The sequence below is a fragment of the Xanthobacter sp. DMC47 genome (assembly GCF_056313845.1).
In genome coordinates, this window is the sequence record NZ_JBQUZM010000004.1 from 258,326 (window position 1) to 271,341 (window position 13,016).

Genomic DNA, 13,016 nt, shown 5'->3' on the forward strand with positions numbered 1-13,016 from the left:
GCGCGCGAACAGAGGGGATCAGGCGCGCGGGGGGCGGGGGTCGGCGGGAATGGCGCGGCCGGAGCCGAAGGCCGGGCTGGGGGCGCCCGTCACAGCCACCACCTCGGTCAGCCGGGTGGCAACGGCGGCGGGGAGGAGCACGGCAGCGCAGCCATGGCAATCATGGTCTGCGGCGGGCACGACATGCTTCTGCTGGGCGGCGTCGCCGCTCTTGGCGCTGTCCGCGGTCACATCCGGTTGAGCCGCCGGCGGAACCGCAGCGTCCGCAACGGCCACGGCCTCCGCGAAAGCGGGGCTGTCCAGATCGTCCGAATGATGGGTGAGAAGCCCGGCGGCGACGGGGGCCGCAACCATGGACAGCACGACGCAGGCCGCGATCAACCGGCGCAGCGCCAGCGACCACAAACGTGCAAACTGCCATGCCGAGGTTCGGAGCATGGCGAGGAGAGAGCCCAACCCCACCTCGAATGTCAAGCACGGTGACATCGTCAAGCCACCTCCGTCCAGTCGATGTCGGGCGCAACATCGATGGGCTTCTTTCCGCCTCGGATAGAGAATGATGCGCTGCGGGTTCAGCGTGTGTTCCGGGGCGCCCTCTCGCGATGGGCCAGCCGGCAACGCAATCCCGTCCCGAGCGTTTTTCCCGTTGTTGATGGGAGCAAACCATGCGTCTCGAAGGTTCGTGCCACTGCCGCGCCGTCCGGTTCACCGTGGAGGCTCACTGCCCGGTCCCCTTCATGCACTGCCACTGCTCCATCTGCAGAAAGACAGCCGGGAGTGGCGGCTTCGCGATAAATCTCGGGGCGAAGGCGCAGAGCCTGAAGGTTCGTGGGCGCAAGCATGTGAAGGCGTTCCATGCGCGCCTTCGCGAGCCCGGCCGCCGGCCAACGCGATCACCGGCCGAACGAAACTTCTGCGGGGAATGCGGAAGCGCATTGTGGCTTTGGGATCCACGATGGCCGGAGCTTATCCACCCCCACGCGTCGGCGATCGATACGCCGCTGCCGAAGCCGCCCGAGGTGGTGGAAGCAGGCCTGGACTATGCACCACACTGGGTGGATGTGCCGAACGGGCCAGATCACGTCCGAAGCGGCACCTGGCCCGGCGAATCCCTTGAGGCGTGGCACAGGCGGCACAACCTTCTCAGCGAATAGGGAGGACGGCGGGCGTCCCAACGGCATGGCTCGGGCGTGATCCCCTCGGGCAGCCTTCCCCAGCCTCGCGCTCCCCGCCCCTCGCCATTCGCGGCCACGAAAATCAGGCCGGCTTCGAGGCCGCCGTGCCGGCTCGCCAGCCGGGACGCAGAAAGCTGTTGCGTGAAATGTATGCTTGATCCTACATTCATATAAAGCCGACTGGAGCACGCTCGGTCCGGCTCCGGCGCCAAGGTTACGCAGCAGGTTTCGCACCATGTCCGAGACGTTAACCAGCGTTGCCGCACTGGACGCCGAAGGGCCTTTCCCGCCCCTCGATCGCGCCTCCCCTTTGCCGCTCTATGCCCAGATCAAGCAGCGGCTCATCGGCCTCATCCTCAAGTGGGACCAGGGCGACCGGCGCTTCTTTTCGGACGAGCAGCTCTGCGCCATGTTCTCGGTCAGCCGGGACACCGCGCGGCAGGCGGTGGCGGAACTGGTGCAGGAGGGCCTGCTCACCCGCAGCCGCGGCCTCGGCACGTTCGTCGCCGTGCGCAAGCTGGAAGAGCGCTTCAATCCGGGCATGGATTTCCTGAACCAGTGGGCCGCCACCGGCATGCCCATGCAGGCGACCGTGCTCGCCTTCGAGCGCATCGCGGCGGACGAAACCATCGCGGCAAGCCTCGAGACCGAGGTCGGCGCGCCGGTGCTGTTCATCAAGCGCCTCCGCGCGGCGGCCCGGGTGCCGCTCGCCATCGACTATCGCTATCTGCCGGCCGACCTCACCACCGACTGGACGGAAGAGGCGGTGCACGGCTCGCCCCTCCACCGCCTGTGGCAGGCGGTGGACCTGAAGACCGGCGATTTCACCATTGAGGCGGGCGTCGCGGGACCGGAGGAGGTGGAATATCTGCACCTCGCCAAGGGCGCGCCGGTGCTGATCCGTGCGCTGAGCTATCGCGACGCCACCGGGCGCCTCGCTCTGTCCGGCCACACGGTGCATCGCGCCGATCTCGTGCGCTATTCGCTGAGCGTCCCCCTCTCCCGCGACGGCGGCCCCGCTGCCGATATCGACCGCAGCGGCGTCCACGACGACTGACCGCCGCGCCCGCAGCCGTTTCCGCTCCGGGCATTCCGTCCGGCGCACGATGAACGAGGCGCACCAAGCGCCCTTCCAGAGGAGGCCAGAAGTGCAGTTCGGACGACGCAGCTTCCTGAAGATGGTGCCCGCCGCCGCCCTCGCGGCCACCGGCACCGGGACCGTGGCCGGCCTGTGGAGCAGTGCCGCCCGCGCCGCCGAGCCGCTGCGCGTCGGCTCCATCCTCTCCGTGACCGGACCGGCGGCCTTCCTCGGCGAGGACATGAAGGCGGGCCTCGAACTCGCGGTGGACGAGTTCAATGCGGCCGGCGGCATGGGCGGCCGCAAGATCGAGTGGACCTATTACGACGCCGAGAGCCAGACCCAGAAGGGCATCACCGCCACCCGCCGGCTCATCAGCCAGGACAAGGTGGAGGTGATCCTTAGCGGCGGCAACATGAGCGGCATCGCCCTCGCCATGGCGCCCATCACCAACGCCACCAAGGTGCCGTTCATCTCGTCCGAGGGCGCGCTCGCCATCGTCACGCCGGTGGCCGAGCGGCAATATGTGTTCAAGAGCACGGTGGATGACGGCGACGTGCTGGAGCGCATCGCGGACTATCTCGACAAGAAGAAAATCAAGAAGGTGGCGCTCATCGCCGACACGTCGGGCTTCGGCCAAGGCGCGGTGGGGCAGATGAAGATCGTCGGGCCGAAGCGCGGCCTCGACGTGATGTATGAATCCTTCGCCCCCTCCGACACCGACATGATGCCCCAGCTGACCCGCATCCGCGATGCCGGTGCCGAGGCCATCATCTGCTGGACGGTGACGCCGGCCGGCGTCGTCTTCCTCAAGCAGGCGCAGCAGCTGGGCCTCGACAAGAAGACGCTGATCCACAGCTACGGGTTCGTCTCCGCCGACTACATGAAGCTCGCCGGGGACGCCGCCAACACCCTGCTCCTCGCCAGCCTGAAACTGCCCGTGGGCGACCAGCTGCCGGACAGCGACCCGCTCAAGGCCGGTATCCTCAAGCTGATGAAGGCCTATGAGGCGCGCTTCAAGCGTCCCGCCAGCATCTATGCGGCGGAATCCTACGACGCGGCGCTGCTCGCCCGCGAGGCGCTGAAGAAGGTGGGGGGCGATGTCTCCAAGCTCAGCCAGGGCATGGAGCAGATCAAGGATTTCCCCGGCATCTCCGGCGTCTTCACCTTCTCGCCCGAGCGCCATTCCGGCCTTTCCAAGCAGGACATCGTGCTGGTGAACTGGCGCGATGGCCGCTTCAACCTCGCCGACTACGCCTGACGGGAACCATCAACGGGAGGAAACAGCCATGGCCCTTTCGCGAGACATGTCCGCCGAGCAGGCGTTCGAGGTGGTCCAGACGCTGCTGGACGCCCCCGAGGACCGCTTTCCGCTGACCTTCAATTCGGATCTGCCGCGCATCCGCGAGCTGTTCCACGCGGCGACGCGGAACCAGTGGGACCCCAAGACCGACGTGGACTGGGACCAACTTGATCCGTCGAAATACACCGAGGAACAGCGCTACGCGGCCCGGCTCTACTGGAGCCGGCGAGCGTGGAGCGAATACGGCGCCATCTCCGAGAGCCCGGCGCTGCAGGTGCGGTTCGGGGTGGAGAACCGCCCCTCCGACATGCAGCTCTTCTTCACCATCCGCTCGCAGGAAGAGGCGCGCCACGCCGAAGCGTGCCATGCCATGGCGGAGAAGCTCGGCGGCTATATCGAGAAGCCGGTGCAGCAGCTGTTCGAGGGCTCGGTTTCCACCCACGGCGTGCGCCGCGCCGCCCTCAATGCCGACGTCCCGCTGGAGGGCATCATCGCCGCCCTCGTCTGCACGGCGGAAGAGATCGCCTTCGACGTGTTCAAGCACCTGAACGACGTCACCCACGATCCCGTCGCCAAGCAGATCGTGCGTTACATCATGCGCGACGAAAGCCGGCATTGCGCCTTCGGCTGGTATTTCCTCGAAGCCATCTGCGAACAGCTCACGCCCGAGCAGAAGAAGATGATCGAGGATGCCGTCATCACCATGATGGAGAAGGTGGAGCTGAACGGCTACCACAGCGCGTGGCTGGCACCGGAGAACCCCGCCTCCAGCGCCGAGGTGGAAGCCGACCGCATCACCTACGAGGCGGGCCTCGGCTCCACCGTGGAAGAGGTGGAGAAGCCGGTGTTCATCGCCACCGTCCAGCGCATCCGCGAGCAGATGCGGGCGCTGGGCATCGATCTACCCCCGTTCACGCATCCCAAGCTCGGGACGATCTGACATGCCGCTTCACGCCACGCGGGCCGAGCCCTCCTTGCCGCCGGTGCGGCTTTTGGTCGAGCGTCGTTTCCCGCTCGAGATGAACGTGACGCTGCCGGAAATCCGCGCCCTCTACGACACGGGCAAGGCCGGCCGCTGGAACCCGCACCGCGACGTGGACTGGAGCGCGCTCAATCCGGAAAGCTATCCAGAGGAGGTGTGCGCCGCCGCCCGCCGAACCTGGAGCCGGCGGGTGTGGACCGAGGCCACCGGCCTCACCGAGACGCCGGCCCTCATCGTGCGCTTCTGCATGGAGGTGGGCCGGGAGATCGACCCGAAATTCTACCTCACCACCCGCAACACCGAGGAAGCCTGGCACGTCGAGTGCTACGACAAGATCGCCGAAGCCTTCGGCGGCCGCCTCGCCCGCCCTGCCGCCAAGGCCTATGAGGCGGTGTTCAACCGCCACCTGCACCGCCGCGTGATGGATGCGGGCCAGTTGCTCGATGCCTATGTGGCGGCCCACGCCGCCTTCGAGGACGGGCTGGAGCTGGAGCTGACCAAGGCCTGGCGCGCCGCGGCCACCAACCCGACCGTGCAGTCCATGCTCGATTTCGTCATCGCCGACAAGGAGCGCCACGCCGCCTTCGGCTGGCTCTATCTCGCCGCGAAGGCGGAGGGCTGGACGAGGGCGGAGCGCGAGACCATCGCGGCCGAGCTTTCCGACTATGTGCGGGACGTGGTGCTGAAGGGCTATCACTGCCCCTGGCTCGCCCCCGAGCACGCCGCGGCCGAGGCGGAAGCCGATGCGATCACGGCCGAAGCCGGTCTCGGCGGGGCACCCCGCGCGGCGGAAGAGGATGCGCTCGCGACCTTCGCCGGCAATGCCCGCACGCGCCTCGCGGAACTTGGGGTGGTGGTTCCCCTGTTCGAGACCAACCGCATGCGCAGTTTCTGACCCCTCGGACATCTCGTTCCGAGGAAACGGGCGGGCCCTGCGCCTAACCCGAACCTGTCCCGGCCGTCCGCGCCCATCGGGGGGAAGCCCTGATCCTTCCGGAGCGCGGCGGCCGGGATCTTCATGCCCCTTCGGGGCCATCATTTCCGCAAGGCGCCGAAGGCTGGCCGTCACCTCATGCAGACCGCAACCGCCCTCCTCCAGGTCCTCTCCGCCGGCATCGGCACGGGCGCCGTCTATGCGCTGGTGGCGCTCGGCTTCAACGTGGTCTTCAAGAGCACGGGCGCGATGAATTTCGCGCAGGGGGAATGGGTGGTGATGGGCGGCATGGTCACCGCCCTTCTCATCGGCGCCTTCTCCAGCATCGGGCTCGCGGTGGTGACGGCGGTGGTGCTGGTGGGCATGGTCGGCCTTCTCTCCGAGCGGCTCACGGTGCAGCCGCTGAAGAAGCCGGACGCCCTCGTCATCACCCTCGTCACCATCGGCCTCTCCATCGTCAGCCGCAGCCTCGTGATGCTGGTGCTGGGCAAGAAGCCGGTGGGCTACGCCGGCTTCTCCGGCAACACCGCGCTCTCGTTCGGCGGGGTGAGCATCCAGAGCCAGACGCTCTGGATCATCGCCATCACCCTCGCCTTCCTCGTGGTGATGCACGCCTTCTTCGAGCGCACCATCCTCGGCAAGGCGCTGCGCGCCGCGGCGGCGGACCGGGAGGCGGCGGCCATCGTCGGGGTGAACGTGGGAAGCACCGTGCTGCTCTCCTTCGGCATCGCGGCGCTGGCGGGCGCGCTGGCCGGGGCCATCGTCACGCCGCTCACCCTCGCCTCCTACGACCAGGGCGCCATGTTCGGCTTCAAGGGGTTCAGCGCCGCCATGCTGGGCGGGCTCGGCAGCCTGCCGGGCGCCGTGGTGGGCGGGCTGGCGCTGGGGCTGCTGGAGGCCTTCGGCAGCTTCTACATCTCCTCCGCCTTCAAGGATGCCATCGCCTTTGCCGTGCTGCTGCTCATCCTGTTCGTCCGCCCCTCCGGCCTGCTCGGCCGGGCCGACATCGTGAAGGTGTGAGGCCATGGCGAGCATGGGGGCGGAGACCGGACCGATGACCCACAGCCGCCTGCCCCGGCGCGGCCTCTCCCGCCATGCACGCCTCGCTTTGGTGTGGCTGGCGCTGGCGGCGGTGCCCTTCGTGGTGCCGAACGCCTACTGGATTTCCCTCGCCAACCTCGCTCTCATCAATCTGGTGCTCATCGCCTCGCTCAACCTGCTGATGGGCTATGGCGGCCAGATCTCTCTCGCCCACGCCGGCTTCTTCGGCCTCGGCGCCTATGCGAGCGGCATCCTCAACGTGCGCTACGGCGTGCCGCCCTTCCTCGGGCTGCCGGCCGCGGCCGTCGTCGCGGGGCTCGGCGCGCTGCTGATCGGCATCCCCGCGCTGCGCCTGCGCGGGCATTACCTCGCCATGGCGACGCTGGGGTGGAACGCCATCCTCGTCGTCTTCTTCACCCAATTGGTGGGGCTCACGGGCGGGCCCAACGGCCTGCTCGGCGTCGAGCCCTTCTCGGTCTTCGGCCATGCGCTGGACACCGAGGCGAAGGCCTTCCCGCTCGCCTGGGCGGTGGCCTTTTTGGTGATGCTCGCCATCTCCAATCTCCTCGCCTCGCGCATCGGCCGCAGCATAAGGGCGGTGGCGACGAACGAACTGGGCGCGCAGTCGCTGGGCATCGACAGCTTCCGCACCAAGCTCGCCGTGTTCGTGCTCAGCGCCGGCATGGCCGGCATCGCCGGCAGCCTCTACGTCCACATCAACCAGTATGCCTCGCCGGAAACCTTCGGCATCGCGCCCTCCATCATGCTCCTCGTAATGGTCGCCATCGGCGGGGCGGGCACCTTCTACGGGCCGATGTTGGGGGCGCTGATCTACACCACCGTGCCCCAGATCCTGCTCGATTACGAGGATGCCGAGCTGATGCTGTTCGGCCTCGGCCTGCTGGTGGTGCTGATCCTCTTCCCCCGCGGCCTTGCCGGCGTGCCGGCTGCGCTGGCCGGCCTCATCCGCAGGAGGCGCGCATGAGCGATCTTCTGGAAGTGGAAAACCTCACCTGCCGCTTCGCCGGCGTCACCGCCGTGGATGATCTCTCCTTCCGCGTGAAGGCCGGGGAGATCAAGGCGGTGATCGGCCCCAACGGTGCCGGCAAGTCCACCCTGTTCAACATGATCGCCGGAGTCACCCCGCCGACCGAGGGGGCCATCCACTTCGACGGCGCACGCATCGATCGCCTGCCGACCCACGCGCGCGCCCGGCGCGGCATCGCCCGCACCTTCCAGAATTTGCAGATCTTTCGCGAGATGAGCGTGCTGGAGAACGTCATGGTGGGCCGCCATCTGCGCGGCCGGGCCACCACGCTCTCTGCCCTCCTGCACGTCCCGTCCGTGGGCGCCGAGGAACGGGCGATGGAGGCCGCCGCCATGGCCCTATTGGAGCGCTTCGGCCTCGCCGCCAAGGCCCATGCGCCGGCGGGATCGCTGGCCTTCGGGCAGATGAAGGTGCTGGAGCTGGCCCGCGCGCTCGCCTCCGAGCCCCGCCTGCTGCTGCTGGACGAGCCTGCCGCGGGCCTTCCCCACGCCGAGGCGGACAGGATGGCCGAGACCATTCGCGGGCTGAACGGCGACGGCATGACCGTGCTGCTGGTGGAGCACAACATGCGCATGGTCATGTCGCTCTCCCACGACATCCTCGTGCTCAGCAACGGCCGCCGCATCGCCGAGGGCACGGCGGAGGACGTCCGTCGCCACCCGGAGGTGCTCTCCGCCTATCTCGGCGAGGAGGCGGCCGATGCTTGAGGTGGAAGGCCTCGTCGCCGGCTATGGCGGCACGGAAGTTTTGCACACGGTTTCCCTAAAGGTGGCGCGTGGGCAGTCCGTCTGCCTCATCGGCGCCAATGGCGCGGGCAAGACCACGCTGCTGCGCACCCTCGCCGGCCTCATCCGCCCCACGGCCGGGCGCATCTTCTTCGACGGCGCGGACATCACCCACCTCTCCACCTCGGCCCGGCTCTCGCGCGGGCTGGCGCTGGTGCCGGAGGGGCGGCGGGTGTTCGCGCCCATGACGGTGGAGGAAAACCTGGAGATGGGCGCCTTCCGCCGGCTGTGGCCGCGCCGGGCGCAGGGTGTCGGCGCCGACCTCGACATGGTGTTCGCGCTGTTCCCGCGCCTCGCCGAGCGGCGGCGGCAGGCGGCGGGGCTCCTCTCCGGGGGCGAACAGCAGATGCTCGCCATCGGCCGTGCCCTCATGGGCCGCCCCCGCCTGCTCCTGCTGGACGAGCCCTCCATGGGCCTCGCGCCCAAGGTGGTGCAGGACATCTTCGCCACCATCCGCCGCCTCAATGCCGAGGGCATGTCCCTCCTCATCGCCGAGCAGAATGCGAGCATGGCCCTGCGCAGCGCCGCCCACGGCTATGTCCTCGCCGAGGGCGCCATCGTCCGCGACGGCGCGGGCGCGGATCTGCTCCATGACGACGGCGTGCGCGCCGCCTATCTCGGCCTGTGAGTTTTCGGAAATCCCATGCCGCATACCCTCATCGATCCCGCGCTCGAAGCCGAATACGCCCTGCGCCGCCGGCATCCCGAGCGCGAGAGCGTCTATGACGGCCATCGCCGCCTCGGCGCCGCGCTGCGCGCCACCGGCCATTGGCGGCTGGACCAGCGCTACGGCCCCGGGCCGCGCTGTCTGCTGGACGTGTTCCCGGCGGGCGAAGGGGCGCCCGTGCTGTTCTTCATCCATGGCGGCTACTGGCGGGCGCTGGACAAGTCCGATGTCTCCTTCATCGCCGGTCCCTCAATCGCCGCCGGGGTGACGCTGGTGGCACCGACCTATGATCTGGTGCCCGGCGTACGCGTCGCCGACATCGTGGACGAGATGCGCCTCGCGCTGCGCTGGGTGGTGGACACCCTCGCCCCCTCCCGCATCGTCGTGGCCGGCCATTCGGCGGGCGGGCAGCTCGCCGCCATGCTGGCGCTCGATCAGGCGGAGCGGGGCGACGGCCCCATCTGTGCCCTTGCCGGGCTGTCCGGCGTGTATGACCTGCGCCCCCTCCGGCACACCTCCATCAATGCCGACCTCCGCCTCTCCGCGGCGGAGGCGGCGGCGGCGAGCCCGCTGCTGCGCCTCGGCGACCTGCCGTCCCATGCCCGGCTGACGCCGTTCCTGTGCGCCGTGGGCGGGGACGAGACGGATGGCTTCAAGTGCTGGAGCCGCGATTTCGCCGAGCTGTGGGCGGCGCGCGGCGGCGCCGTGCAGTCCCTGGAGCCGCCGCGGCGCAACCATTTCACCCTGCTCGATCCCCTGGCCGACGGGACCGATCCGCTCACCCGCGCGATCCTCGCCCTCGCCCGCCCTTCGGAGGCCTGAATGACCGTCCTCTCGCCCATGCTCGCCACCTCGGCCGATTCCGCCCTGCCCTACAGCCCCGCCGTGCTCGCGGGCGGGCCGGTACGCACGCTCTACATCTCGGGACAGGTGGGCATCGATGCCTCGGGACAGGTGCCCGCCGATTTCGAGGGGCAGGTGCGTGCCGCCTTCGCCAATCTGGAACAGGTGCTCGCAGCGGCCGGCATGGGGCTCGGAGACCTCGCCAAGGTCACGGCCTTCCTCACCGATCCCGCGGACTATCCTGCTTATGGTCCGCTGCGCACCGAGCTGCTCAAGGGCAACAAGCCGGCCTCCACCCTGGTGATCGCCGCCGCCCTCGCCCGTCCCGAATGGCGCTTCGAGATCGAGGCCGTGGCCGTCGCCGCGGCCTGATCTCCTCAGGCCGTGATCCCCTGCCGCAGCGCCAGAAGCGTCAAGGCGATGTCCGACTGGACGCCGAGCTTGGCCCGGATCTGGGAGCGGATGTTGGCCACCGTCTTGGGGCTGAGGTTCAATGTCTCGGCGATGTCGTCGGTGCCTTGGTCGGCGAGGAGCAGACGCAGCACCTCGAACTCGCGCGGGCTGAGCACATCGGCGACAGCGGGGGTGTCCTTGAGCCGGGAGAGGGCCAGTTCGTGGTCGATGTCCGGGCTCAGCGCCATGCGGCCGGCGAGCACGTCGCGCACCGCGGCGATCAGCACTTCCGGCGGGCTGCTCTTGGTCACATAGCCCTGTGCCCCGGCGCGGATGGCCTGCACGGCGAAGGCGGCATTCTGGTGCATGGTGAAGACGAGGATGCGGGCCGCCCCGTCCCATTGCCGGATGCGCCGGATGGCCTCCACGCCGCCGAAGCCGGGCAGGGACAGGTCCATCACCACCAGATCGGGCCGCGCCTGCTTGAACAGCCGGTAGGCCTCGGCCCCCTCCCCCGCCTCCGCCACCACGGCGAGGCCGGCCTGGCGGTCCAGAAGGGCGCGGTAGCCCTCGCGCACCACGGCGTGGTCATCCACCAGCATGATGCGCTGGGTCATGGCGTGGCCTCCCCGGCCGGCAGCGGGAGCCGCGCGCGCAGCATCAGCCCGCCGCGGGGAGCGGTCGCGATGGACAGGTCGCCACCCATGGCGGCGACGCGCTCGCGCATGCCGAGCAAGCCGAACCCGTCCGCCGCCGGCGCCGGGGAGCCCCGGCCGTCGTCCTCCACGGTGAGCGTGACAGCATCGCCCGCCGGCCCCGGTTCGCGCGCGAGCACGAGCTGCACGCGGGAAGCGCCGGCGTGCTTCGCGGCATTGGTGATGGCCTCCTGCGCGATCCGGTAGAGGCCAGCGGCGAAGGCCGGCTCCAGCGGATCGAGCCGGCCGGAGACATCGAGGCTGAAGCGGGTGGCGGCGCCGAGCCGGCCGTTCCAGCCCGCCACCAGCCCTTCCAGGCTGGCGACGAGGCCGAGGTCCTCCACCTCCGGCGGGCGCAGGCGCAGCAGCGCGCCGCGCAGGGCCTGCATCATGGATTGGGCGGTGCGACCGATGCTCTGGCATTCGGGAACGAGGGCCGGGCAGTCGCGCGCCGCCGTCTGACCAGCAAGGGCCGCCACCGCGCCGATGGCGGCGAGGCTCTGGCCGAATTCGTCGTGCAGCTCGCGGGCGAGGGACCGCCGCTCCTCGTCCTGCACCGCGATCAGCCGGCGCGTGAGGCTGCGGCTCTCCGCCAGAGCCGCTTCGAGCCGTCCCGCCAGCGTGTTGAACACCTGCCCCACCGCCGACAGCTCGGCGAGATCGAAGGCCGGCATGCGGGCGGAGAGGTCGCCCCGCGTCAGATGATCGAGCCCGTCACCGATGATGCGGGTGGGCCGGAGCGCCCGCGCGAGGGCGAGATAGACCAGGACGCACAGCACCAGCAGCATGGCCGAAACCACCGCGGCGAGGCGGCTCACTTCGCGCCACGCCCGTCCCGCCAGCGTCTCGGGGGCGAGGCTGACGGTGACGACGCCTTCCGCCGCCCCGCCCCCTTCGACCGCGCGTTCCGCCGTGCCGCCGGCCCCGAACAGGCCATGATAGAGGCGCTGGAAGATCTCCGGTGTGCGCCCGTCGTCCGGCTCGGCGCCGCTGCACAGGCGCTGTACTCCATCCGCGCCGGATGGCCGGAAGGCGATGCACAGGCCCGGTGCCATCAAGGCGGGCGCGAGGCGCTGGAGATCGGGGAACACGCCGGGCGCGCCACGCACCCACTGCATCTGCTGGCGCTGGAACGTGAGGTCGCGGGCCATCAGATCGGCGATGCGGGCCACCTGCGCCTCACCCGCACGCACGCCGTCGAGAAGCAGCCAGCCCACCGCTCCGGCGAGACACAGCGCCATGAGCGCGGCGATCCGGAGGGTCAGCCGGAGCTTGAGGTCGAGGCGGGAACGGGTCATCGGTTCACTCGCAGGCGGACACCGCGGCATCGGCCGCGATGCCGGTGCAGACCTTAGGGACGCCGGCCCGGCGGCGGAAGATCGCCGGCGCACGTCGGGAAATCTTCCCGGCCGTCGGCGTGAGGCCGTCTCTGGCCGGGGCTCCGTCGGAGCGGCACGCTCAGGCCATCAGACCGGAGACACGACCATGGCGTTCCGTCCCTTCCCGCTCCTGCCCGCCCTCGCCGTCCTCGGCACACTCGCGAGCGGCGCCGCCGCTGGCGGCGAGGCACGCGGCGTGGCGATCATCGATTTCACCTACAGCGATTCCTCCGGCGAGCCGCGCGACCAGACCGCCGAGCATCAGGCGCGGCTGAAGGCCTTCATGGCCAGCCTCGCCACGGACCTTGCCGCCGGCGGGCGTCTGCGCGTGGTGACGCCCGATTGCGATCCCGCCCCCTGCGCCCTCACAGCCGGCGCGGTTCCGGACTTGGCCGAGGCGGCGAAGCAGGCCGGAGCCGACCTGCTCGTGGTCGGCGGCATCCACAAGATGAGCACGCTCGTGCAGATGGCCAAGGTGGAGGTGGTCTCGGTGAAGGCAGGGCGCGTGGTGTTCCAGAAGCTCTATACCTTCCGGGGCGACAATGACGAGGCCTGGCGCCGGGCGGAAACCTTCATCGCCGGCCAGATCCTCACCGCGCCGCAGGATTGACCCCCCACCCCGGCACCAGCGTCAGTCGCTGCACGCGATATTGCTTTAGGCGTCGGATGTTCAAGCGCTGTCTTGGCCTTTAA

The 13,016-nt window shown here is 69.6% G+C and carries 15 protein-coding genes; 12 read left to right on the plus strand and 3 right to left on the minus strand.

Going from position 1 to position 13,016, the window contains the following annotated elements; genetic code table 11:
• Positions 1–18 precede the first annotated feature (18 nt).
• Complete coding sequence (locus ACT54R_RS12990; RefSeq protein ID WP_476326887.1) at positions 19–486, minus strand: hypothetical protein; 468 nt, start codon at positions 484–486, stop codon at positions 19–21.
• A gap of 179 nt (positions 487–665) precedes the next feature.
• On the opposite strand from ACT54R_RS12990, the gene ACT54R_RS12995 reads away from it, so the two are divergent.
• The 11 genes from ACT54R_RS12995 (at position 666) to ACT54R_RS13045 (ending at position 10,228) form a co-directional block, all read left to right on the plus strand.
• Positions 666–1,154, plus strand: a complete 489-nt coding sequence (locus ACT54R_RS12995) for a GFA family protein (RefSeq protein WP_476326889.1) — start codon at positions 666–668, stop codon at positions 1,152–1,154.
• Positions 1,155–1,410: 256 nt separating this feature from the next.
• Positions 1,411–2,232 carry a GntR family transcriptional regulator gene (locus ACT54R_RS13000; protein WP_476326891.1) on the plus strand — a complete coding sequence of 274 codons (822 nt, stop codon included), beginning with the start codon at positions 1,411–1,413 and terminating at the stop codon, positions 2,230–2,232.
• A gap of 91 nt (positions 2,233–2,323) precedes the next feature.
• Complete coding sequence (locus ACT54R_RS13005) at positions 2,324–3,514, plus strand: ABC transporter substrate-binding protein (RefSeq protein WP_476326893.1); 1,191 nt, start codon at positions 2,324–2,326, stop codon at positions 3,512–3,514.
• 28 nt (positions 3,515–3,542) lie between these two features.
• Positions 3,543–4,496 carry a ferritin-like domain-containing protein gene (locus tag ACT54R_RS13010; protein ID WP_476326894.1) on the plus strand — a complete coding sequence of 318 codons (954 nt, stop codon included), beginning with the start codon at positions 3,543–3,545 and terminating at the stop codon, positions 4,494–4,496.
• A gap of 1 nt (position 4,497) precedes the next feature.
• Entirely contained in the window at positions 4,498–5,433 is a 936-nt protein-coding gene (locus ACT54R_RS13015) for a hypothetical protein (RefSeq protein WP_476326896.1), read from the plus strand.
• 177 nt (positions 5,434–5,610) lie between these two features.
• Entirely contained in the window at positions 5,611–6,492 is an 882-nt protein-coding gene (locus ACT54R_RS13020; RefSeq protein ID WP_168456726.1) for a branched-chain amino acid ABC transporter permease, read from the plus strand.
• A 34-nt stretch (positions 6,493–6,526) separates the two neighbouring features.
• On the plus strand, positions 6,527–7,498 hold the full coding sequence (locus tag ACT54R_RS13025) for a branched-chain amino acid ABC transporter permease (protein WP_476326898.1): 972 nt from the start codon (positions 6,527–6,529) through the stop codon (positions 7,496–7,498).
• Complete coding sequence (locus ACT54R_RS13030; RefSeq protein WP_476326900.1) at positions 7,495–8,268, plus strand: ABC transporter ATP-binding protein; 774 nt, start codon at positions 7,495–7,497, stop codon at positions 8,266–8,268. The genes ACT54R_RS13025 and ACT54R_RS13030 overlap by 4 nt, the downstream gene beginning before the upstream one ends.
• Complete coding sequence (locus ACT54R_RS13035) at positions 8,261–8,974, plus strand: ABC transporter ATP-binding protein (RefSeq protein ID WP_476326902.1); 714 nt, start codon at positions 8,261–8,263, stop codon at positions 8,972–8,974. Before ACT54R_RS13030 ends, ACT54R_RS13035 begins: the two co-directional genes overlap by 8 nt.
• A 15-nt stretch (positions 8,975–8,989) precedes the next feature.
• Positions 8,990–9,835 (plus strand): alpha/beta hydrolase, encoded by an 846-nt coding sequence (locus ACT54R_RS13040; RefSeq protein WP_476326904.1) that lies wholly within the window; start codon positions 8,990–8,992, stop codon positions 9,833–9,835.
• Positions 9,836–10,228 carry a RidA family protein gene (locus tag ACT54R_RS13045; protein WP_476326906.1) on the plus strand — a complete coding sequence of 131 codons (393 nt, stop codon included), beginning with the start codon at positions 9,836–9,838 and terminating at the stop codon, positions 10,226–10,228.
• 5 nt (positions 10,229–10,233) lie between these two features.
• On the opposite strand, the gene ACT54R_RS13050 is transcribed toward ACT54R_RS13045, so the two are convergent.
• Positions 10,234–10,866, minus strand: coding sequence for a response regulator (locus ACT54R_RS13050; RefSeq protein ID WP_476326908.1), 633 nt, complete (start codon positions 10,864–10,866; stop codon positions 10,234–10,236).
• Entirely contained in the window at positions 10,863–12,242 is a 1,380-nt protein-coding gene (locus ACT54R_RS13055) for a HAMP domain-containing sensor histidine kinase (protein ID WP_476326910.1), read from the minus strand. Before ACT54R_RS13055 ends, ACT54R_RS13050 begins: the two co-directional genes overlap by 4 nt.
• A gap of 187 nt (positions 12,243–12,429) precedes the next feature.
• On the opposite strand from ACT54R_RS13055, the gene ACT54R_RS13060 reads away from it, so the two are divergent.
• The gene (locus ACT54R_RS13060) at positions 12,430–12,933 is read left to right on the plus strand and encodes a DUF2380 domain-containing protein (protein ID WP_476326912.1); all 504 of its coding nucleotides are present in this window, start codon (positions 12,430–12,432) and stop codon (positions 12,931–12,933) included.
• Positions 12,934–13,016: the final 83 nt, after the last annotated feature.

Excerpts from the sequence above, each read along its gene's own strand:
- ACT54R_RS13040 (WP_476326904.1), top strand. The coding sequence starts at position 8,990 with ATGCCGCATACCCTCATCGATCCCGCGCTCGAAGCCGAATACGCCCTG.
- ACT54R_RS13030 (WP_476326900.1), top strand. The coding sequence starts at position 7,495 with ATGAGCGATCTTCTGGAAGTGGAAAACCTCACCTGCCGCTTCGCCGGC.
- ACT54R_RS13025 (WP_476326898.1), top strand. The coding sequence starts at position 6,527 with ATGACCCACAGCCGCCTGCCCCGGCGCGGCCTCTCCCGCCATGCACGC.
- ACT54R_RS12995 (WP_476326889.1), top strand. The coding sequence starts at position 666 with ATGCGTCTCGAAGGTTCGTGCCACTGCCGCGCCGTCCGGTTCACCGTG.
- ACT54R_RS12990 (WP_476326887.1), bottom strand. The coding sequence starts at position 486 with ATGTCACCGTGCTTGACATTCGAGGTGGGGTTGGGCTCTCTCCTCGCC.
- ACT54R_RS13060 (WP_476326912.1), top strand. The coding sequence starts at position 12,430 with ATGGCGTTCCGTCCCTTCCCGCTCCTGCCCGCCCTCGCCGTCCTCGGC.
- ACT54R_RS13045 (WP_476326906.1), top strand. The coding sequence starts at position 9,836 with ATGACCGTCCTCTCGCCCATGCTCGCCACCTCGGCCGATTCCGCCCTG.
- ACT54R_RS13020 (WP_168456726.1), top strand. The coding sequence starts at position 5,611 with ATGCAGACCGCAACCGCCCTCCTCCAGGTCCTCTCCGCCGGCATCGGC.
- ACT54R_RS13010 (WP_476326894.1), top strand. The coding sequence starts at position 3,543 with ATGGCCCTTTCGCGAGACATGTCCGCCGAGCAGGCGTTCGAGGTGGTC.
- ACT54R_RS13000 (WP_476326891.1), top strand. The coding sequence starts at position 1,411 with ATGTCCGAGACGTTAACCAGCGTTGCCGCACTGGACGCCGAAGGGCCT.
- ACT54R_RS13015 (WP_476326896.1), top strand. The coding sequence starts at position 4,498 with ATGCCGCTTCACGCCACGCGGGCCGAGCCCTCCTTGCCGCCGGTGCGG.
- ACT54R_RS13055 (WP_476326910.1), bottom strand. The coding sequence starts at position 12,242 with ATGACCCGTTCCCGCCTCGACCTCAAGCTCCGGCTGACCCTCCGGATC.
- ACT54R_RS13035 (WP_476326902.1), top strand. The coding sequence starts at position 8,261 with ATGCTTGAGGTGGAAGGCCTCGTCGCCGGCTATGGCGGCACGGAAGTT.
- ACT54R_RS13050 (WP_476326908.1), bottom strand. The coding sequence starts at position 10,866 with ATGACCCAGCGCATCATGCTGGTGGATGACCACGCCGTGGTGCGCGAG.